Source organism: Bacillus sp. FJAT-22090 (assembly GCF_007676755.1).
Lineage (GTDB): Bacteria > Bacillota > Bacilli > Bacillales_A > Planococcaceae > Psychrobacillus.
The window spans coordinates 180,611-202,155 of sequence record NZ_VEBK01000003.1; the positions used below are offsets into that span (position 1 = coordinate 180,611).

Consider the following 21,545-nt stretch of genomic DNA (forward strand, 5'->3'; position numbering starts at 1 on the left):
ACTAACAATCGATGAGTCAATTGTTAGTGGTTTTTCTATAAAAAAAAACCGGTTTCCACTGGAAACCGGTTTAACATTTTAAAGTAAGTAAGCCGCCTTTGCCGTATTTTATAAGAAAGTTTTAAACCACCACTCCTCAAAGTGGTTGGGAAAATCCCTAAATACTTATAATACAGGCACTCGAATAGTCGTTCTATCCCTGCTAGATGTTCTTTAATACAACTTACAATCAAAGCAATGGGATGTTCAAAAGTAACTAATGGTGTTTATCTTTTGAAAAAAGGAACTTCTTTCGGGGCTTATCTTGAAGTTCCTTATTAAGTAAATAAGTAACTATTTACTTTTAAATTAAATATAGTTAACTTCTTATTAGAAGTTGATTATTTTTCACTCTAATAACCTGGTAAAATTAGTTTTATTATCAATATCATTGTCTATAAAAATTTCAATTTCCGCCCCAATACTATTTGCAAACTGAATTATTTTTTTATCCAAATGAACCCCTGGTGATTGTGCATTAACATAATGAAAATAAATCCTAATCTTTATATCTAATGAATATCGCTTTTTGAAATCATTAATGATTTCCTCACATTTCCTTAAAGGTTCAATCACTAAATCAAATAAGTGACTGTATTCGTACCAAGCATCTTCTTTTTGATAGCCCGAATCTAAAATCCAAGCACTTTCAATTCTTCTTTGTAGCCTGTTCCCTCGAATATACTCTTCGCCCACTTTGTAGGATTCAGAAGGAGTAATCCCCGTAGCTTTAGTAAAATCATCCACAGGAAAATCATCATTTTCAATAGGAGCTATAGAAAAACTTATTTTACCTAAACTTTTTGTTTCCATTTTCCCACCGCCTTAGTATACTGGAATATATTTACTATTAATACTAATATTCTATAAAATAATAAAAAAACCTTCTTTAAACATTTTAATTAAATTCTTTTGAAATTTATCATTTTATTATTTTTCGAACTTATATTCCTAATATAGCCATAAGACTTACCCAAATCACTCGCAATTACCTTATAAGACTTATTCTCCATATACTTCATACGGGCAATTTGATAATCCAATCCCTCCAACTGATTGATCTTATCTTCTGTCTCTTTCTTAATATCCAAATAAAAATCCAACATCTTTTGCAATCAATGTTTTTTATCATGATAAACTTGAATGTTATCCATAGTCGCAATTACCCCGAAATCGTCTGTACCGGTGCCAGTGAACGGTAATTCTCCTTTGCCAAACCAATACTTTAAGTCTATATCCACTTGCAACAGCTGGGTTTCAATAATATCGATTTTTCTGCAAAGAACAACAACGTAGTTTTTTATAATTTCCACACGAATCACCCCTTAGCTTATTCTTATAGTAGTAGTTTTTTTCTTATGAGTTACTAAATTTTACATTTCTCAAACATTTTTATACATTCGTATCATCCTTTGTCATGCTAATAATTCAAAAAAATAAAGATATATTAAACTTAAAGTCTTTAAAAGCCAGCTAAATATAAAATAAAATTATATTAATAAAATATCCATTTATGCATATGTAATTGTTTATATTTGGATATCTTGATAACATAAACTTTAACATCTTCCATTTTGTGGTTCGCTCAAAAAGTATTAACTTTTCTAGAGAGTTTGTATATTTTTTAAGTAGTCGCTTGTAAGATGAAACATTAAGGAGTTGTGATATTATGACTTTATCAAAAGCATCTAAAACTTTATTAACATTGGCATTAAGTTCTTCGCTATTTTTATCTTTATCTCAGAGCTCAGTGCTTGCAGAAAGTAATTTAGAGCCTGTAGACTTTGAAATTACACCATTAGCTTGTCCAGAAGCCGGGACATATACTACAGTTTATAGTAATAAAACTCAATGGAAGTCTACAGACTTTACACATGAAGCAAATAATCCTGGTCCCGATGTCGATTCAGTTTCTAGGAGTGTTTCAATTAGTCATCAAGCCACTGTGGATGTTGGTGGAGAATATGAATTTAAAACATTAATGGTTGGAGCAAAAATTACAGCAAACGTCGGATATGGATTTAATAGTACAAAATCGGTTACAACAACATGGAACTTTGGAAAAGGACGGTGGAATTTAGTAGCTGGAAATCAATATGTAAAAGCGACAGGTACTCGTTACAAAATAGCTGCAACAAATTGTAGCTTAACTGAACCAAGAGCAATTTCAGCAACTTATACTCATCAGACTTGGAGTGACAAGATTCCACTAAATTAACTTTGATTTTACGCAAATCTCAATGAGTTTCATTGAGATTTGCTTTAGTTTTCCATGACTGGCGAAATGTATTTGTTTGGTATAATTCAGGGATTTCCAGATTCTATTTATCGATATGGAGGAATAAAAATGCACCAAAAAAAAATAGTCTACACTTTAATACTTATTTTTATAATTCTTTTATTTGGGTGTACAGAAAAATTACCGAAAGAATCTACAGAAACCAAATCTGAGAATGCGGTTGAAGAAACCAAAACTGACTCAATTCCGCAAGAACAAATAAACAATGGCAAGTATAGTTTAGAAAAAAAGTTAATGCCTCCTAAGTTCTTTATTAAAAATTTTAATGCTAGCTTTGATGAAACAACAAAAGAGATAATTTATCAAATTGAGTACCAAATGGATTCAGATATTTATGAAAGTTTAACAATAGGAAACCAAAAATTATACTTTTCATTAATATATCCAGAAAGCATACAAAAATATTTTGAAACTCACTCTTCTCCAGTTGTTGAATCAATTCAGCCCTCTAATAATGAATTGATTTATGCCGTTGATTTTAGACAAAAAATAATTGTTGATTTTAGCAAAAAAGACATAGAAAATATAACTAAAAATCTAGAGAATTACAATCTCTACTTAATCGATAAAGATAAAGACGTAATAGCTATGTTTAATGATATCTTGCTTTCTGTTGGTTATAAACCCGGAATTTCAGATTCTGAACATATTGATGAAACCCAATAATAAACTGTACTAAGGACTTCGATTAAGTGGTCCTTTTTTATTTTGACTGGGTATGAAATCTAAAATTTCACTTTCATTTATTTTATTTTCATAAAGGATTACCGCAAGAAAGGATGATCTCTAGTTGCTGCACAGAAGGGACGGAAAGCGACTTAAGTAGTTTGGAGTGACAAACTTTCGCTTTCGCAATTCGGGCATTCGCTATAGTATCCACCGTCTTTATCACTTTTAATGTAGCCGCCATCCTGCTAATTTTATAAATCAAGTCTTTTTCACTCATCGACTCTGTTTCATAATCGCAGTTCATGCAATGTACAAATAATTTTTCTGCCTTGACTTCACTTATCAGTGCTTCGCTAGCCAAATTAACTTTTTGCAAATATTCTGTAGAAAAATAACCGCTAAAACCTTCAAAAAAACTACTTGCGATAAACTGGTAGAAGTAAATTCATCACTTCTACCAGTCCATAACTGACCATGATAATGTTTAGCTTCACCACAAGTGTGCATTACGACTACGTCGCCCTTTTTAAACATGTTCATTCTCCTTTCGTACTATGAATTCACCCGTAAGTGATATATAATTCTTTTGAGATACCTTAGGTGCCCAGTTGGGTTAGGAGCCTTAGCAACGTTACTTGTTTTGTTGATAACATTACAAATACTTCTTAAAGCAAAAATGAATCGGGTGGTGGTTAATATGAAAAATAATTTCTTGTATGAGTCTTTAGCAGATGTTGTTAGTCATTTTGCCGCTATATGCGGCTCAGCTTTAGTAACGGTTGCTCTGGTGACCTAAGGTATCTCGTTCCCTTCAAAACAACGCCTGCTACTTAGTACCAAACTCTGCGGCTACAGGATTAATCCAAAATACCTCTTGCCTTTTTGCCCCAGCTTCCGCAGCAACATTTAAAGTTTCTCTTCGCCAATGCTTTAACCTATAGTCATATACTTGATGTGCATACCCAGATAAAAGAACAGGTCCTGGATGGGCTTCTAATATATCTAACAATTCGATATAATCCTCAATTGTCATGGAAGTGAATGTATATGAAGCTGAAAACATAGAAGGAGGAAGAAAGAGAGTGGTTATTCTGCCAAAAAGACGGCACGCATCTATATCCATCATCTCCTTCCAATTGGTGGAGCAAGTTTGTGAGAGAGCAGAAATTAGATACATCCGTTTACATGATTTACGACACACCTCTGCAAGCCTTTTAATAGCTCAGGGAGTTCACGCTAAAATTATTGCTGAGCTATTAGGGCATTCCGATATACGTATCACAATGGACACTTATGGACATGCTCTACGATCTGCAGACCAATCAGCAGCGGATAAATTAGAAAGTCTTTTTCAAACGAAAAGCAGTCAAAGTTAACATGAATTATCATACTTCAAAATATTTCAGTGTGAATTTTTGCACCAATTTTGCACCAATGATAAAAAGACATAAAAAAACACCCCAACCATTTCTGGAAGGAGTGCTCTATAAATGTTGCTATAATAAGCTTTTTAAGTAAGCCGCCTTTGCCGTATTTTATAAGAAAGTTTTAAACCACCACTCCTCAAAGTGGGTGTTCGCAAAAGCTATCTTGCATGTCCTTATTGTCAAAAGAGAATAAGGCTTGTCATTCCAGCTTCTATATAAAACTCCCTGTTACAGCATAAAGGTTAAAACTTAATATCCATACGTACAATGCAGCTTGTATTCATATAATAATCCTTTTTTGCTTATAAATCAACGGAAATGTTTGCCACCTTTAGACACACTTAATTAGTGTGCATCTGGGAATACTCTTTTTACAGTATCCGAAAACTCATCAAAAAATCCTTCAACTGGCTCATTTGCTCTGATTTTTTCACCGTAATCGTTAAATTGTTTTGTGAAGTCCGGGTTCGTCGTGACATATACATTGTTGAAGTTTGCGTTTGTTGATCTAGCCTCATCACCAATTTTATTTTCCAATTCTTCAGATGCATTTACTCCATCTTTTAAATCGACAGCAACATATGCATTGTTGTCTGTTACGAATACATTTGCACCCTTTACTTCTTCCATTCCTTTGATTTTATCTGCAACATCATCAGCCAACTCGACTTTCTGAGCATGTGTATCACCTGCAGTCGTTCCATTATCAGTTGTTCCGTTACCAGTAGTCCCGTTAGTCGTTGTATCCGTGCCTGTTCCTGTGTTTGTATCTGCTGTGTTGTCTGTGGTCGTTGTGGTATTATTATCTGCCACATCGTTGTCTTTCTTATTTGTACCGCAGGCTGCTAATGATCCCACCAGAAGCATTGTCATGGATATTTTTAGTAACTTATTCATCTTTCTATTCCTCCTTTAAATCTGACGCTGATGATAGGATGTGTTGCATATAAAGATTTATTCATATTATTTTTCTAAAATGGGTGGAAAAAAACGTGCTTTTTTCATTTTGGAATAGTGAGCTACAGGAGATTTCAATTGAAAGTCGTTTTTTATATAAGATGCCATTGTATTTTCATAAGTTTGGCCGATGACATCTTGCAAAACCCAAGGTGAATGACTAATGTCTATACGGTATAACTTTCCTTTTGTTTTCGTCCATAAACAATAACGCTCCGTAAGCCAGTGATTAAAGAAGGTGCTTTTAACGGGCCGAGCGATTGGCTTAAATGTGGTGATTAAGTTTTCAGCAAGCGCATGTTTGTGCATATAAATACTCTTAATAGAGAATATTTTATAATGTGAAAAGCTAATATCGGCATAACGATACGGTAAGAAGTTACCAAGAGTCGTTAATTTTACAATAATAGGATGACTCGCATCTAAACTAAAGAAATGGACACCCGATTTTCCTTTATAGGTAACATACGTACGAACATTTAGCTCTAAATAAGATTGTAGTCCAGGTACAGGAGGCATAAGCCTTCCCCTGTTCCTCTTTACTTGAAAAAATACTAAACCAATCCATGCCCTGTTATCGTATAAGTCTAATTCCAACTCAGAAGGTATAAGTTCACGAACTTCTTCAGGAGAAACAGGCCAATGGAGAAATAATACATGATGCCATTCTTGGGTCATAATCCATGGTCTTTTCCACATATAGTTGCTCCTTTCACTTTAAGAATGTACGTTTATTGTTTCCTAATAGGTTTGTCATCAAACTAAGAAATTATTTACTTCTTTCCTAATTTGCCTTGAAGTAAATGGGAGTTTTACTAAATATGTCACAATTTAAACGGAATCCGTTATATTGGAAATCAATTCCCGTATAAGAGTAACTAAACACAATAAGCCCCTTTTCATGAGAAAAGGAGCTTCCTTCTTACACTTATTCAGCTATTACTTAAATCTTCACCGAAAATCGCTACATTTTGTCGATCATTAACAAATTCGTGACCATTCCATTTTAAAATGTTTTGCACATATCCTAAGCCATCAGCATGATACCTACCTGCAATTTCTTGATAAGCGAGCAGCTCAAATGTGCCATCTCTTGCATAATCAACCGGATATAAGCCACTTACCGGATCTACCCATCCTTCAATTGGCTCTTTTAACATGCCATCTTTGTTATAAATTTCCGACAGATATTCTTCACCTTTATACATTAAATCCAATGTGTACTTTATCTTCGGGCTTGAGCTTAGCACGGTTGCTTTATACTGATTTTGATAATTGACTTCATATTTGGATCGCTCATTGTATGCGTCCGCATCAAAGATTTGTTGTATTTTCTTTTCTACATATGCAAATATATATGCATAGATTATTCCACCGCTCCCACCTGTATCTATAACGATTTGTATATCCTTAATATGATTTCCTGTGAAGTCGCCTAGAAATATCGTTGGGTTATAACCCGCATTTTCTTTTAAAGGAATTCTTTCATATGTGTTCGTTTTTCCATCCAAAATAACTAGGGTGATATTTTTCCAATAAGGGCTTCCCTCTGTCTTTTCTCCCGTTAAATAGACTGTATCCTCGTAGCCATCTCCAGTAACGTCTCCCTTTTTCCAATCTATTACAACTTGATTGTTTTGTTTTCCTCCCTCTATTTGATCTAAAATTTCTTGTTTCTTTTCTAATAACTCTTTTTCCGATGGATAAGGAGAAGAAAAAGACAATGCCTTATCTATAGAAAGTAATGCTTGCTCTAATTCCTGTGCTTTCATTTGAGCATCGGCCAAATAGTACCAGTAGTAAGCATAGTCATTTGTCTTCAATAACTTTTCATAATAAGAAGCCACTTTTCTAAAATAATATGGATAGACATCCTTTGCCTCTACAAGACCCATTTTGTCTAGACGGTAAATATTCACTTTATAAGCTTCTCCCGTGTCATGAGTCCAAATAGCTAGTTCATACAAACCGTCTTTTCCCTGAGATCCTGGCATATCTTCCGCTTCTAGCTTGCTGTACACGATATCATTCGTAGGTAGCCACACAAACCCGTGAGGCGTCCATTGCAAGAGATTTAATTGGGACCATATACTACCTTGTTGCCAACCAATCACTATCGTATTTACACCAGTATCAGTGAGTGGAACGACCAATAGATCATTTATACCGTACCCACTTCCTCTTATCATTATTAACGGTTGCCAATGACCGCCTACGTTTTTGAGTATCAAAATATAATTTTTTCCTTCATATTTAAATGCTCCGATTATTTCATCCACTTGATCTCCATCAATATCCGCTACTACTACCGCTTCTTTCTTTTCAGGTTGTTGCAATTCCAAAACCGTTGCTCTTTGCGGCAAGAAACTTTTGAATATATTTACGTAATCGTTCATCATACACCCCTTCCTCCACATCATATGCAGGTAAATGAAGAGGTGACGCTTCTACGTACGGAGGTATAATAAACAAATCCCCTCGCATGAACCAGGGGATTTGTTTATCAATTATTGGAATAAGTTAATTGTTGTAATGATAATCGGCATTGCAAACACATCAATGAGGAATGCCCCAACAATCGGCACTACAAGGTATGCTTTTTTAGATGGTCCGAACCTCTCTGTTACAGCAGCCATATTCGCCATTGCGTTAGGTGTTGCACCTAACCCATGACCAGTAAATCCGGCAACCATTACAGCAGCATCGTAATCTTTTCCCAAAAGACGGAACAGAACAAAGATACCAAAAAGGATAATGAAAATAACTTGGACAATGACGATAGCGATTAACGGAAGCGCCAAATCTGCTATTTCCCAAAGTTTTATACTCATCAATGCCATAGATAAGAAGATACCTAGAGAAATGTCACTGACTAAGCCAATACTTTGCATATCCACAATCTTCGGATTGAATTTGTCTACTATATTTCTCACGATAACTGCAACAAACATAGCACCAACGTATCCAGGAAGAACAAATCCTGTTGCGGAAGAGAACAAACTACCTAAGTAGGTTCCAAGTGCCATACAAAAAGTGATTAGGAGTAGTTGCGTAAAAAATGTATTTGATTTGATTGCTTTATCACTTTCTTCAAGAGTTATCTCTGTCTCTTCTTCTGTCTCAGTTGATTTCAAATCATACTTTGTAACAAGATATTTAACAACTGGACCACCAATGAGACCACCGGCAACAAGACCAAACGTTGCAGCTGCTACCCCAATAGAAAGCGCCGAGTTAATACCGAGGTCTTCTACAGTTTGTCCGAACGCAGTCGCTGCACCATGCCCACCTTCCATTGAAACGGCACCTGCCATCATTCCGATTAACGGATGAAGGTCAAATAAATAAGCCATAGACACGCCTATTGTGTTTTGTGCAAGCGCTAAAAATCCACAAGCCAGCCAATAAATAACGAGTAACTTGCCACCTAATTTTACAAGTTTAAAACTTGCTCCCAATCCGACTGTCGTAAAAAAGGTAAGCATGAACAAACCTTGTAACGAGGTATCTAATGTAATTTCAAACCATCCAAATGATTTTGCTATCGTCGCGAGTACGGCAAATAGTAATCCTCCGACTACTGGAGCCGGAATACAAAACTTATTTAAGAATCCAACCTTCTTTACTAAGAATGTTCCTAATACCAATAGTGCAACGGAAAGAAAGATTGTTGTAATTTGATCAAGTGATAGTGTCATTCTTTCTTCCTCCTAAAAATGATGTAATTGCTTCGTTCGTTAAATATGCTCCCAATTTCACCGTGCGATTATTTTCGTCCAATATTGGATTAACTTCCGAAATATCAAAAGATAATGTTTTTTTATGAGAAGTTACAGTTTTAATAATGGAACGAACAACCATTGGATTTAAGCCAAATGGGGAGGGAGCACTTACACCTGGTGCAAATGCAGCATTGAGTACGTCTGTACATAACGTCAGCATAATACAGTCATGTTTTTGGATAAATTCCTCGATTGCTTTATTTACTGAAGTAGATTGTCCATCATGCATATCCTCTTCGTAAATATAAGTAACGTTTAGTTCATCCGCCTTGTCGAATAACTCTTGTGTATTCCCATACCGCTGAATGCCAAGAACAAAATAGCTACTGTTTTTATCTTGTTCTAATATTTGCCTAAACATCGTCCCTGAAGATGGCTGTTCATCATAAGGGCGCAAGTCAAAGTGCGCATCAATATTGATAATCCCTAGCTTCGCTTCTTCCCCAATATGATTTCGAACTCCGAGATAATGACCGTAAGCGGTTTCATGTCCGCCGCCAAGAATAATTGGGAACATTTTTTTACTTAGTACGGTGTTTACTGCTTCACCTAACTGTTGTTGAGCTGTTTCTAGGTCATTTCCAGCACACTCAATTGTTCCTATATCTGCAAGGTGTTTATCATCAGCCAATTTCCATGGTAGCTTTGCCAATTCGGATCGTAGTGCATCAGGTGCATTTGCAGCTCCAAGCTGACCTTTATTTCTACGTACACCTTCCTCACTTGCAAAGCCGATAATTACACAACTCTCCTCTTCAGATTTAAGCGCTTCCATTTGTTCTAACTCAACAATTTGGTGATATCGGAAACTTGTTCTATTTTCAAGATGATCAGTACGACCCGACCAAATATTTTCCATTACTTTTTTTAGCAAGTCTTTCATCCTTTCGTAAACTGAAGATTTTACATTTTTATCAATTATAAATTAACTTATTTATTAATTCTAATATATAATTACTATAAATATATAACTTGAAACTATAAATGATAGGAGTAATATAGATGGATTTAAAACAACTTACGTATTTCGTAGCAATTGTTGACCATAAGAGCTTTTCAAAAGCCGCACAAAAGTTACATATTTCTCAGCCCTCTTTAAGTAATGCCGTAAAAAGCTTAGAAAGTGAATTAGGTTTCCAAATTCTTGACCGTAATACAAGAAATATAGAATTAACGGAAGCTGGTACTATTTTATATAAAAAAGCATTTCGCCTTTTACTAGAGATGGATAGTATGAAAAAGGAAATGGAGGAAGTAAAGAACACCGGCAATGGAGAAATACAGCTTGGCATGATTGAATCAGTAAAGCATTGGATTCCTAAGGTGATTGTTCAATACAATGAGGAGTTTCCAAATATGCGGATCAAACTAACTGAAGTGCTCAGCGGAAATGACGTAAAAAATTCGTTACGAAATTATCACACACATGCAATCATTACTAACCAATTTATACAGGAGGAAGACATCGAAGCAATTCCCTTATACAATGAAAAACTCGTTCTAGTATTCCACGAAAGTAACCCATTGGCTGATTATTCAACCGTAACCTTAACAGATTTAGCAGGAGAGCCGTTCATTATAAGCAGGGAGGGATTTCAGACAAGAGATGATGTATTGAATGCTTTTGAAATAGAAAATGTGATGCCGACAATAAAGTATGAGATTGAGCGTTTTGAAACAGCTTTAAGTTTAGTACGTGAAGGTATCGGTATTACACTAATTCCAGAAAATTATTTATTAGCACTCCCAGATAAAATGCTTGTGAAAAGATCAATAGATTCATCAGCACTTGTTAGAACTGTCTATTTAACTTTTTTAAAGAACCGCTATGTATCACCAGCCATTCATACATTTATCAATAAAACGAAGCAATATTTCGTCGATGTTTTGTAACACAAGTTACCGGCAATTCCCTTCAATTGCCAAGGAATAAAAAAAGTATCAGGTTTCATTATACCCTGATACTTTTTTGGTTTTATCGATTCGATGATATTCCGATATTTGAATCACCCGAACGTCTCTCGTATTCAATTCATGATAAATCCCTCGGCTATCTGTAAACGAAATGTATTGATCGCGCTCTTTTTGAATTAGCTCTTCTGCTTTTTGTTGTGACTCTATATGGATGAACCTTCTAATATAATGCTCTTCATCAAAAAAGTAAGTTACTTTAAATTCTTTCACTACTTGAATCTCCTGTCCTTAATATGATCGTGATACATCCGTAAGAATTAGTTTGCTATGCGGGATACTTGGCATATTCACCATACTATAGCTCAAATCCTGCGCTGGAATTTGATAAGAAAGTCGGTTTGCCAAGCAGTCTAGACTGACCTTCATTACTTCAATCGTAACAAATTCTCCTGCACAACGATGACCCATCAAATAATCACCTCCACCTTGGGGAATAAAACTAAATGGGCTTCCTGACCAATCAGCAAACCTTTCCGGAGAGAATATATCAGGGTTTTCCCAAAGCATGGCATCATGATTAGTTCCGTATAGATCAAGTAACGTTAATGTCCCTTCTTCAAATGTGTAATCTTTCCAGACAAATTCTTTCTTTACTCTCGCTGCTGCTAATGGAAAAAATGGATAGAAACGTCGGATCTCTTGAACAAACATTTGGGCATATTCACCGTTTTCTAATTTTAATTTTTCCGCTTCCTGTGGATAATGATGAATAGCGAGTGCTGTGAAATTAATGTATATAGCGATTGCCACAATCGGTCTTAATATGTTGATAATTTCCACAGCAGCTATTTCTACGTCCAACAAATTTCCTTCTAAGTCACGATGTAAAGAAATGGTATGTAAAGCGGAACCTTCTGGAGCTGTTAACTTTCCTTCTCTAACTTGTGTTACCATCTCCTCTACCCATTTCTCTACCTTTTTACGTGAATGTCGTCCCTTCCAATGCTCGGGACCGATAGCAGCAGGAGATTCAAATAAATCCCCTAGCTGTTCCGTTCGCTCAACCACATCTTTCTCATCCAACGGAACTCCTGCCCAATGGCAAGCAGTACGGCATAATAGCTGTTTGCTTTCCTCATAAAGTACTACCTCGTCTAGAAGCTCCCACTTTTGGACTGCTTCATCCCATTGCTTTTCAGTTATAGCTCTTAATGATTCCAGCTTTTCCCTCGTCATTAAAGACATAAACATTTTCTTACGATGCGTATGTTCAGCACCATCTAAAGTTTGAACTCCCTTTTCTCCAAATAAAGTTTTCTGCATCCTTTTTGGTGCTGCTCCATTCCTTATAAACTTTTCATCATCATAAAAAACCTCTGCTGCTTCTATCCCGCCCATGCAGATTGTCTTTTGCCCTAACAAACGTGTTTCAAAAATATTAGATGCAAAACTAGTTCTCCTATTCGGAATGTACATATATCCTTCCCTTAAAAAACGTAAACTATTATCCATTCCATCTTCACGTGGTATTTGGCTTGTCATAAAATCCGACTCCTTTTGTCTTTCTTCTATCATTATTGTTCCCTTTTTGTTTCCGTTAAAACTTACAAAGCAAGAGAGCGTGAATAATTTCAACTATGATAAAATGAGAATACTTGTAGATAGAAAGGAAGAAATGAAATGAACTCACCTTTTACGTATAAACATACTGCTCCATCCTTATCCGGAAAACAACCAGCCATTTTTTTAATACATGGGATGGGAAGCAACGAAGAGGATTTACTACAGCTGGTGAAAGACTTTGAGGAAACCCACCATATTTTTAGTCTGCGAGGACCGATTGTTTTCAAACCAGGATATGCTTTTTTTACAAATGAAGAGGAAGGTCAACCAGACCGAGAAGTATTTGACAAAGTAATAACGTTTATTCAAGCATTTATTCGTGAAGCAATTGAGGAATACGATTTAGTTAGAGATAAAGTTTTTGTAGTCGGCTTTAGCCAAGGGGCAGTAATTGCACAAACGTTAGCACTAACAATGGGTAATATCATTAGTGGCGTTGTTGCCTTAAGTGGATATATACCTGATTTTGTAAAAGTAGAATATGCGAAATTACCTGTTGATCATTTGAATATTTTTATTTCACATGGTGACTATGATTATGTTATCCCATCCCAGTGGGGAGCGGAAAGCAAAAATTATTTCGAATCGCTTGGATCACATGTGACTTTTAAAACTTATAATGAGGGACATGGGGTAACACCGGAAAATCTACAAGATTTAATACAGTTTTTGAAGGTAAATGAATGAATTTGTTTCGGAATGGCTTGCCTCTTCCCGTTCTATTCCTCAAAAAACCGATTCCCCATCATTATAGGGAATCGGTTTTTTCTGATACTATTTTTTATTGTTGCCTACTACTAACCCTACAGAATATCCTTCTGCATAATAGGCAAATTCTCCTCGATTACTTTCGTGAGACGTCTCACTTCCATTTATTTCAGTACATAGTCAGCCAACACACTCTGCACTTTGTATATATTCAAAGATTTATTGAACTTTTTTTGAAGTGGTGCTGCACTACCTGAAAGCCAAATTTTAAGCTCTGCATCTAAATCGAATGTTCCAGCTGTTTCGATAGAGAAGTGTACAACACTTTTATACGGGATGGAGTGATACTCGACCTTTTTACCTGTCACTCCTTGTTTGTCTATTAGTAACAACCGTTTGTCTGTAAAGACAATAAGATCACGAATAAGCTTGTATGCATGCTCAACCTTCTCAGTGGAAGCAAGCAAATCCTTAAGTTCATTCTCTACCTTATCTAACTCTATTTCTGATGCATTTCCCATTAATCCATCTAAAAAGCCCATTGTTTATCCCCCTTTTCATCGTTCTTTTTTTATCATGATTTTCATACTCTATCAATTGTATATAATGAATACTAAATATTCAAATTAATTATGCAGTATATATGAGCTGAAATAACTTTTCGTACGCAATAATAATAGTAATAGGTGAAAAATTCTGATAAGCTTTTAGTTAGATAACATGATGTATCATTACTTCTATTTTTTGAAACTTTTTGCGCATATAAACGTATGAATTAGAAGACAGTATAAATGGAGGGATATGCATGGGAATTAATTTAGTAAAAGGTCAAAAAATCGATTTGACTAAAGGTAGATCTTCATTAACTAGCGTAATGGTCGGTTTAGGATGGGATCCCGTAGAAAAGAAAAAAAGCGGCGGATTTTTAGGCGGCTTACTTGGTGGTAGCGGTAGTGGAGCTGAAATAGATTGCGACGCTTCTGTACTACTACTAGATGGGAACGGCAAATTACAAGCAAAGAAAAACTTAGTGTATTTTGGGAACAAGACAAGTCAAGATGGTAGTGTCGTTCATTCAGGTGATAACTTAACTGGTGATGGCGACGGCGATGATGAGGTAATAAATGTTAACCTAAATGCTATTTCACCTTCCGTACATAGGTTGGTATTCGTCGTAAATATTTATCAAGCAAAACAAAGAAAGCAAGATTTTGGTCTAATTCAAAATGCCTTCATCCGTCTTGTAGATAATGGAACGAAAGAAGAGTTGGTTCATTATAACTTAACTGAAAATTATGCAGGGAAGACTTCTCTTTTCCCAGGCGAATTATATCGTCACGGTTCCGAGTGGAAGTTCTCTGCAGTCGGTGAAGGAACGCTAGATTTAGACATTGGTTCAATTGCAAACAAATACTTATAGGGAGCTGTTTATGAATGGGCATTAACTTATCAAAAGGACAAAAGGTAGATTTAACTAAAACAAATCCTGGCTTAGTGAATGTAACAGTTGGGTTAGGATGGGACACAAACAAGTATGATGGCGGTAATGATTTCGATTTAGACTCTTCTGTATTCCTACTTGGGAGCAATGGAAAATGTTCATCTGAAAGTGACTTCGTATTTTACAATAATACAACAGGCGGGAATGGCGCTGTCGTCCATACCGGAGACAATCGAACTGGAGACGGTGATGGTGATGATGAGCAAGTAAATATTAACTTATCGACAGTACCAGCTTCTATCGAAAAGATTGCATTTAGTATTACTATTCACGAAGCTGAGCAAAGAGGACAAAACTTTGGTCAAGTAAATAATTCGTATGTGCGCATTTTAAATGCTGATTCTGGTGAAGAGTTAATTCGCTACGATTTAGGAGAAGATTTCTCTATTGAAACTGCTGTCGTTGTCGGTGAACTTTACCGCCATAACAACGAATGGAAATTCAATGCAATCGGTAGTGGATACCAAGGCGGCCTAGGTGCTTTAGTTTCAGACTATGGCTTGAACTAGAAACGGCTCTAACAAAAAGCAAGGGTATTCTTCCTTGCTTTTTGTTTTACTATCAGAAAGTTGGTAGGTGGATCTAGGTTAGCCTAACAGCGCATTCTTCATTTTTGGGAGTGAAAGTCATGAAGCATTTTAGAGGAGTGCGTGAGGAAGAAATGTCCCATTTTTTTCATACACCACCTAAAGAATTTTCAAGAGATATAGAAAGAAAAAAATTAGGCATTGCGCTAGGAGCAACCTTGTACATACCTGGTTCTATGCGTAACTTTTCATCGAAATTAGCTAATAACAATTTCAAAAACTTAACAAACGCAATTATTTGCTTAGAAGATTCCATTTCGGATTCAGAACTCACGGAGGCTGAAAACAACGTTATAGATGAACTTCGACAGATAGAACAAAATTATGAAAGAGGAAGAATATTGGAAGATGAGCTTCCCCTTTTATTCCTTCGAATTCGAAATGTAGAGCATCTTCAAAGATTGGCGAAACTATTAGGAAACACGCTGCAACTCCTTACTGGAATCGTTTTTCCAAAGTGTACATCTTCTAATGCAGAAAGTTTTTTACTTACTGTACAGGATATTAATCGTCAACATTTAATAGATTTGTATGCCCTTCCTATTATAGAAACAAAAGAAATAATATATATGGAATCCCGAGAGCAAGAACTTACTCGCTTGTACAAGCTCTTTAAACAATTTGAAGACCTCATTTTAACAATTCGCGTAGGTGCGACTGATTTTACGAGCCTATTCAGTTTAAGACGTCCTGGCAATCGAACAGTATATGATTTAAAGGTTGTTACCGATTGTTTAACCTCGATTTTAAATAAGTTTACCCGTCAGGAAGATAACTTTGTAATTTCTGGCCCTGTCTATGAATATTTTGAAATTCAGAGTAAAATCAAAAACTCCCAAATTATCAGTAGCTTTGAAGGGGTACTGTGGGATGAAGTGCAACTAGATATGATAAACGGTTTTCATGGAAAAACCTGCATTCATCCTTCACAAATTGATATTGTAAATGCTGCATATATTGTACCAAAAGAATTATACGACGACGCACTCTTAATCGCCGGAAAAAGAGCAGAGACTAACGGAGTTCTAAGAAGTCCCGCTCGGAACAAAATGAATGAAGTAAAGCCTCATTATAGTTGGGCTTTAAAAATACTTACTCAAGCAGAAATATATGGGGTGCTAAAAGAAAATGTTACATCACTCGACTTCCTTCAATACCTTAAAGAAATATAACTTACATGGAGATTTGAACCTAACTATTGAAGTAAAAGATAATCCTCATGGTTTTTCACTAGACGTCCTTTTTGGAATGGGTGTTAGAATTAATAAAAAAAGAACGTTTTTATTCGTAAGCCGCTTACTTGGAAAGCATTTAGCTGTAGATCCTGCTATTTCGCTTGGAACTGGTTCTATTTTGGCATCTATGCTCTCAGAAAGCGAAGGACAACAGCCGCATCCTCATTTAAACGAGATTGTGCATATGGTAAATTCAGGTGTTCCAAATAGGAGCTTAAGTAAGAAAACCTTAACACATAAGGCTAAATTACCAACAAAAACAGTATTTATCGGCTTCGCAGAAACAGCAACTGGTTTAGGTCATGCGGTGTTCAACCATTTTCATGACACAACTTATATCCATACAACAAGAGAAGAAATAATAGATATGAAGCCTTCTTTTTATTTTGAGGAGGAGCATTCACACGCTACTTCCCATCGAGTCTATGCTTCTGAAAAGGTACTAACTGAGGCAGATACGATTGTCTTGGTGGATGATGAAATTACCTCGGGACTCACTGCATCCAATCTAATCATGGCATTAAATAAATCATTTCCTGGTAAACGATATAAAATCTTATCTATATTAGATTGGCGAAATGATGAACAACAAAATGATTTTGATCAATTGATGAAAGCCCATGACATTGCTGCTGAGGTTATTGCAATTCTTTCTGGACAATTTTCATTGGTAAACGATGCTATGATAGAAGAAAATGAGATAAATTACTTAGTTGGGAATAATGAATTTGACTTATTTATAGATGAAGAAGCATCCAAGGATATTACTTCTAAACATTATAGCGAGTACGCTACCTATTGCACTTTCACCGGGAGATTTGGTTTAACAAGTGATCATCACGACGAAATGGAAGAGTGGATTCAAAAGCTTATAAACAAGCTCTCTCACATTGATAGAAACAAACCTACTCTCGTTATTGGTATGGGAGAAAATATTTATCTTCCACAAAGATTTGCTTTAGCTTTAGGCGAACATACAAAAGTACAAACAACGACTAGAAGTCCCATTTTCGCTAAAGATGAAGAAGCATATCCTATCAAACAAAAATGTAAATTCGCTTTACCAGATTCACTTGGAATTGACCAATACCTTTATAATCTATCCGATATGGAGACTGAGCAAATAGTTGTAATCGCTGAATCCGTAAAAGATCATACAACTTGGTTTCCACTTCTTACACATCTTGAAACAGTCGCACCTGTAATATGGGTATCTCTTGCGATGCCATATGAAAGAGGTGAAACTGTTGAAGCTTAATACAACTGATTTGGTAAAAACAAGTTACCCACCTGAGGATATTACTTTTTTACTGAAGGATTTATCGGATGTAAAAATCGAATCGTCTGTCGAAAATAGGGAAAAGTCATTTCAGCAGGGCAATCACTATGCCGAGTCTCTACCTATTGAATATCGCCCTTCCACTGAGTATACTCACCTCTATCATCAGGCACTCAGGGATTCTTCCGACTATGTGGCACGGCTTGTTGGCGTTTTAACTAGACGCGTTAAAAAGTATGCTAATACGAATGATGTAGTACTCATTTCTCTAGCGCGTGCAGGAAGTCCAATTGGTGTATTAATGAGAAGATACGCTCAAAACTTTTTGAAACTTAATTGGCCCCATTTTAGTATATCTATATTAAGAGGGAAGGGTATTGATGAAGAAGCTGTAAAGACTATAAGAGCACTGTATCCGAATAGTCATCTACAATTTGTCGATGGATGGACAGGAAAAGGTGCCATTCAAAAGGAACTGACAAAATCGGTTCAACAGTTAAATGAACTGTATGAACTCCAGTTGAACGACGATTTGGCTGTTTTATCTGATCCTGGAGAGTGTGCAACGCTTTTTGGAACTAGAGAAGATTTTCTCATTCCAAATGCTTGTTTAAATTCCACCGTTTCGGGACTAGTAAGTCGCACTATTTTAAATGAACAATTCCAAGAACCTGGTGACTTTCACGGTGCCAAATATTATGCGGAACTTGAAAAAGAAGATGTTTCCAATGACTTCATTGACCATATAGCCTCACGTTTTCAAAACCAAGAAATAATTATTAACAAACTAGCTGCAGACTTACCCATCGTCCATGAGAGAACTTGGAGAGGCATGCACGAAGTTGAAATTATTGCGAAACAGTTCTATAAATCGGGTGATATAAGCAAAGTAAAACCAAGCGTTGGGGAAACCACAAGAGTATTATTAAGAAGGAAGCCTTTTAAAATCTTGCTCCGTGACGCCCATCATGAGTCGACAAGGCATATCGTGCATTTATGCAAAGAAAAAAGTATTCCTATAGAAGTTGTTCCAGAACTTTTTTATCAAGCAATCGGACTTATAGAAACCGAGGATTTACTATGACTATTCTATTTGCAAGCGACTTAGATAGAACACTTATTTACAGTAAAAAATCTAGAGGACAGGAAGTCAACGAGCAGGAGCTTTCTACTGTTGAATGGATCGATGAAAAGCCTGTTGCCTTTATGACCAATACAGGAATTGATTATTTTAATCGGCTTCCTTCTGATATAAACTTTGTACCTGTTACAACAAGAACCGCAACTCAATATAACCGATTAACTGGCTTATTTCATAAACGTGAAAAACCAAATTATGCGATCGTTTCCAACGGAGCGGTTATTTTAGAGGATGGAAAGCCTCTTCATGAGTGGTCGGATAAAGTGAAAAAGCAACTACAACAAGAATGTACTTCGGTTGAACATGTAATGCCGCAACTAGAGGCATATGCAACAAAAGAATTTGTTCTCAAAGTTCTGGAAGCTGAGTCCTGGTTCGTCTATATGATTATTGATGAAGAAACCTTTTCAGTGGAGGAATTTGAAAATCTTTCCCAAATCTTTTATCAGCAAGGTTTCACAATTTCCCATCAAGGCAGAAAGCTATACATCATGCCAAATTGCATCAATAAGTCAACTGCTCTGCAATTTGTGAAAGAACGCATTGGAGCTAAGACTGTAATCGCTGCGGGGGATTCACTGTTAGACTTTGACATGGTGATGAATGCCGATCATGGTTTTATTCCTTGTCATGGAGAGGCAGTTCTGAAGAGAGATCTGCTCCCTTCTCACATCAATATTACCAATAGTACAGGTGTACTTGCTGGAGAAGAGATTTTAAAAAAAGTGAATGATTTTTTGTTATAATATGTATGGATAGGAGGAGAACCCATGGTGAATTTAAATCCAATCCGGATGAACTCGTGGGATTCATCCAATATTGGGAATTGGTTAAAAGACTCTTTAGGAGATCCAACGCTGGTTTCTATTGATGAGGAGCGACTAACATATCCTCAATTAGTCTGCCAATACGTTGGAGTGTCTTTAGATGAAGATGAATATTTCTCATTCCTGCATACACAAGTAAATGATTCCTCAGGCAAGTTAATTATTCTATCGGATGCACTAAATAAGGAAATTTCAGCTGATAAGTTACGTGCTATCAATCAACTTTTTGATATGCATCGAAAAGAAAAGGGATTATCCCCTAATCGCATGGTAGCTTTTCTCGATGGTTATTCGTTACTACCTAAACTAGAAGATACAAGTCTGAATAGAAGAATAAGAACTACATTGATAGACCTATTAAAAGAACTACAGGCCACCTATGTTGAAGGAACGCTTCATCATGAGTATCGACGTATCACGACAGACCTTGTGAAATGGATCTTCAATCATGTAGAACCGGCATTAAATAACTTAAATTTAAAAACTGGTCTTCCAGGTTATCTATGGTACGGTCCTGCTACTCCAAGTGAAAAATGGTTCCTTACATATCTAGCTAACTTCGGTTTCCATATAGTTCTTTTTAATCCTAGTGGAGAGTCTTGGCCTAAACAGATGCTAGCGGTTGATGAAGATCATAGCTATCGTTTCCCAAAAACCGAGAGCGAACCAAAGCCTTTACCAGAGGAAATGCCTAAAATTGCCGGAACTGTTGCGTTTAAAGCAACTCAAGAAATTAATGAACTATTACATCATGAAAACTCAGGATTATATAAACCCTTTCAGTTTAAATCGTATTCTACTAATTCGATTAGACTAAAAACTACAGAAGATGAAGCATTTTTAATCGCGAAAGAAAGAGCAATGATTCGTCCTCATTTCGAGGTTAGCAATAAGGAAGTCACAATCCCTGTAGTGTTTGCCAAGCTGATGGGTATTGACAAAAATAGAAAACGCTTTTGGAATAATGTCCACTCTTTAACTGAGCGCGAGGATACCCAGTTAATTCGACAATATCCATTTACGAAAGAGCAAAAAACTAATCAGCTATTTCATTACCGAGATGCATTGGGAGCAGATGGAATACTAGATCCCGAAAAAATGAGAACTGCAAATTGGTGGACCTACGACAAACTTCCAGTAGGAACCCAAATGGTAATTGGAGAAGCTATTGCAAAACATGTTGAAAATCCAATCTTACTCCGTCAAGGTAGTGAAACAATGGAAGATTTACAATTATACGCTTTTGCACAATCGATGATTTTGCCAGATTTTGTTGTTCGTCTATTACAAACTTTTGATTATCCACAGTTTGTTCCTACTATATTTCTTTACAATGAAGAAAAGGGACCAGAATTGAGTAGATCCGATGCAAATGCATTATGCATGATGCATCTACTAGGTCTAGACATTATCATTATCAATCCCAAAGGACATTTGGATATAGAAAAATGGATACAAGAAGGCACATTTGACTTGCACTGGATGGATGACCGAAGCTTTAATGAACCTTTTAAAGAACCGAGTGTCGTACAAAAAATCTTTAAAAAATTTCGTTAG

Annotated in this window: 23 protein-coding genes, 1 other RNA gene and 1 pseudogene; 12 read left to right on the forward strand and 13 right to left on the reverse strand. The window is 36.0% G+C overall.

The window, feature by feature from the left end; genetic code table 11:
• Positions 1-387: 387 nt before the first annotated feature.
• Positions 388-852 carry a DUF4279 domain-containing protein gene (locus FS486_RS05740; RefSeq protein WP_144510370.1) on the reverse strand — a complete coding sequence of 155 codons (465 nt, stop codon included), beginning with the start codon at positions 850-852 and terminating at the stop codon, positions 388-390.
• 302 nt (positions 853-1,154) lie between these two features.
• A complete protein-coding gene (locus FS486_RS05745) occupies positions 1,155-1,352 on the reverse strand; it encodes a hypothetical protein (protein WP_144510371.1) in 198 nt (65 codons plus the stop codon).
• 356 nt (positions 1,353-1,708) lie between these two features.
• Between FS486_RS05745 and FS486_RS05750 the strand changes: the two genes are divergently transcribed.
• Positions 1,709-2,257: a hypothetical protein gene (locus tag FS486_RS05750; RefSeq protein ID WP_144510372.1), complete on the forward strand. Its 549-nt coding sequence runs from the start codon at positions 1,709-1,711 to the stop codon at positions 2,255-2,257.
• Positions 2,258-2,386: 129 nt separating this feature from the next.
• Positions 2,387-3,004, forward strand: a complete 618-nt coding sequence (locus tag FS486_RS05755; protein ID WP_144510373.1) for a hypothetical protein — start codon at positions 2,387-2,389, stop codon at positions 3,002-3,004.
• 88 nt (positions 3,005-3,092) lie between these two features.
• On the opposite strand, the gene FS486_RS20080 is transcribed toward FS486_RS05755, so the two are convergent.
• Both FS486_RS20080 and FS486_RS05760 read right to left on the reverse strand, forming a co-directional pair.
• Complete coding sequence (locus FS486_RS20080) at positions 3,093-3,284, reverse strand: hypothetical protein (RefSeq protein ID WP_186321373.1); 192 nt, start codon at positions 3,282-3,284, stop codon at positions 3,093-3,095.
• A gap of 549 nt (positions 3,285-3,833) precedes the next feature.
• Positions 3,834-4,040: pseudogene (locus FS486_RS05760) on the reverse strand (DNA adenine methylase); the annotation flags it as partial.
• A 49-nt stretch (positions 4,041-4,089) separates the two neighbouring features.
• Between FS486_RS05760 and FS486_RS05765 the strand changes: the two are divergent.
• Positions 4,090-4,383, forward strand: a complete 294-nt coding sequence (locus FS486_RS05765; RefSeq protein ID WP_222122578.1) for a tyrosine-type recombinase/integrase — start codon at positions 4,090-4,092, stop codon at positions 4,381-4,383.
• 136 nt (positions 4,384-4,519) lie between these two features.
• Here the strand turns inward: FS486_RS05765 and ssrS are convergent.
• The 6 genes from ssrS to hutG all read right to left on the reverse strand — a co-directional run bounded on the left by ssrS (position 4,520) and on the right by hutG (position 10,056).
• A non-coding RNA gene (ssrS, locus tag FS486_RS05770) (6S RNA) lies at positions 4,520-4,713 on the reverse strand.
• A 66-nt stretch (positions 4,714-4,779) separates the two neighbouring features.
• Positions 4,780-5,331 carry a YhcN/YlaJ family sporulation lipoprotein gene (locus FS486_RS05775; RefSeq protein ID WP_144510375.1) on the reverse strand — a complete coding sequence of 184 codons (552 nt, stop codon included), beginning with the start codon at positions 5,329-5,331 and terminating at the stop codon, positions 4,780-4,782.
• A 66-nt stretch (positions 5,332-5,397) separates the two neighbouring features.
• A complete protein-coding gene (locus tag FS486_RS05780; RefSeq protein ID WP_144510376.1) occupies positions 5,398-6,090 on the reverse strand; it encodes a YqjF family protein in 693 nt (230 codons plus the stop codon).
• A gap of 233 nt (positions 6,091-6,323) precedes the next feature.
• The gene (locus tag FS486_RS05785) at positions 6,324-7,286 is read right to left on the reverse strand and encodes a VCBS repeat-containing protein (RefSeq protein ID WP_395940840.1); all 963 of its coding nucleotides are present in this window, start codon (positions 7,284-7,286) and stop codon (positions 6,324-6,326) included.
• Positions 7,287-7,898: 612 nt separating this feature from the next.
• On the reverse strand, positions 7,899-9,089 hold the full coding sequence (gene gltS, locus FS486_RS05790; RefSeq protein ID WP_144510377.1) for a sodium/glutamate symporter: 1,191 nt from the start codon (positions 9,087-9,089) through the stop codon (positions 7,899-7,901).
• On the reverse strand, positions 9,073-10,056 hold the full coding sequence (gene hutG / locus FS486_RS05795) for a formimidoylglutamase (protein ID WP_144510378.1): 984 nt from the start codon (positions 10,054-10,056) through the stop codon (positions 9,073-9,075). The genes gltS and hutG overlap by 17 nt, the downstream gene beginning before the upstream one ends.
• A gap of 119 nt (positions 10,057-10,175) precedes the next feature.
• Here hutG and FS486_RS05800 point away from each other — a divergent pair, with 119 nt between their 5' ends.
• The gene (locus FS486_RS05800) at positions 10,176-11,066 is read left to right on the forward strand and encodes a LysR family transcriptional regulator (protein WP_144510379.1); all 891 of its coding nucleotides are present in this window, start codon (positions 10,176-10,178) and stop codon (positions 11,064-11,066) included.
• Between the two features lie 48 nt (positions 11,067-11,114).
• Here FS486_RS05800 and FS486_RS05805 read toward each other — a convergent pair whose 3' ends face one another.
• The gene (locus FS486_RS05805; RefSeq protein WP_144510380.1) at positions 11,115-11,357 is read right to left on the reverse strand and encodes a hypothetical protein; all 243 of its coding nucleotides are present in this window, start codon (positions 11,355-11,357) and stop codon (positions 11,115-11,117) included.
• Positions 11,358-11,375: 18 nt separating this feature from the next.
• On the reverse strand, positions 11,376-12,629 hold the full coding sequence (cypC, locus tag FS486_RS05810) for a CYP152 family fatty-acid peroxygenase CypC (RefSeq protein ID WP_144510381.1): 1,254 nt from the start codon (positions 12,627-12,629) through the stop codon (positions 11,376-11,378).
• 138 nt (positions 12,630-12,767) lie between these two features.
• Here cypC and FS486_RS05815 point away from each other — a divergent pair, with 138 nt between their 5' ends.
• Positions 12,768-13,397 carry an alpha/beta hydrolase gene (locus tag FS486_RS05815; protein WP_144510382.1) on the forward strand — a complete coding sequence of 210 codons (630 nt, stop codon included), beginning with the start codon at positions 12,768-12,770 and terminating at the stop codon, positions 13,395-13,397.
• A gap of 185 nt (positions 13,398-13,582) precedes the next feature.
• On the opposite strand, the gene FS486_RS05820 is transcribed toward FS486_RS05815, so the two are convergent.
• On the reverse strand, positions 13,583-13,960 hold the full coding sequence (locus FS486_RS05820) for a PH domain-containing protein (RefSeq protein ID WP_144510383.1): 378 nt from the start codon (positions 13,958-13,960) through the stop codon (positions 13,583-13,585).
• 263 nt (positions 13,961-14,223) lie between these two features.
• Here FS486_RS05820 and FS486_RS05825 point away from each other — a divergent pair, with 263 nt between their 5' ends.
• From FS486_RS05825 to FS486_RS05855, 7 genes are all read left to right on the forward strand, one after another.
• The gene (locus tag FS486_RS05825) at positions 14,224-14,838 is read left to right on the forward strand and encodes a TerD family protein (RefSeq protein WP_144510384.1); all 615 of its coding nucleotides are present in this window, start codon (positions 14,224-14,226) and stop codon (positions 14,836-14,838) included.
• Positions 14,839-14,852: 14 nt separating this feature from the next.
• Positions 14,853-15,428: a TerD family protein gene (locus FS486_RS05830; RefSeq protein WP_144510385.1), complete on the forward strand. Its 576-nt coding sequence runs from the start codon at positions 14,853-14,855 to the stop codon at positions 15,426-15,428.
• A gap of 119 nt (positions 15,429-15,547) precedes the next feature.
• Positions 15,548-16,678, forward strand: a complete 1,131-nt coding sequence (locus tag FS486_RS05835; RefSeq protein ID WP_144510386.1) for an HpcH/HpaI aldolase/citrate lyase family protein — start codon at positions 15,548-15,550, stop codon at positions 16,676-16,678.
• Between the two features lie 13 nt (positions 16,679-16,691).
• A complete protein-coding gene (locus FS486_RS05840; RefSeq protein WP_260858031.1) occupies positions 16,692-17,999 on the forward strand; it encodes a phosphoribosyltransferase domain-containing protein in 1,308 nt (435 codons plus the stop codon).
• Positions 17,989-19,104 (forward strand): cysteine protease StiP family protein, encoded by a 1,116-nt coding sequence (locus tag FS486_RS05845; RefSeq protein ID WP_260858032.1) that lies wholly within the window; start codon positions 17,989-17,991, stop codon positions 19,102-19,104. Before FS486_RS05840 ends, FS486_RS05845 begins: the two co-directional genes overlap by 11 nt.
• Positions 19,101-19,907, forward strand: a complete 807-nt coding sequence (locus FS486_RS05850) for an HAD family hydrolase (RefSeq protein ID WP_186321374.1) — start codon at positions 19,101-19,103, stop codon at positions 19,905-19,907. The genes FS486_RS05845 and FS486_RS05850 overlap by 4 nt, the downstream gene beginning before the upstream one ends.
• A 24-nt stretch (positions 19,908-19,931) precedes the next feature.
• Positions 19,932-21,545, forward strand: a complete 1,614-nt coding sequence (locus FS486_RS05855) for a YceG family protein (RefSeq protein ID WP_144510390.1) — start codon at positions 19,932-19,934, stop codon at positions 21,543-21,545.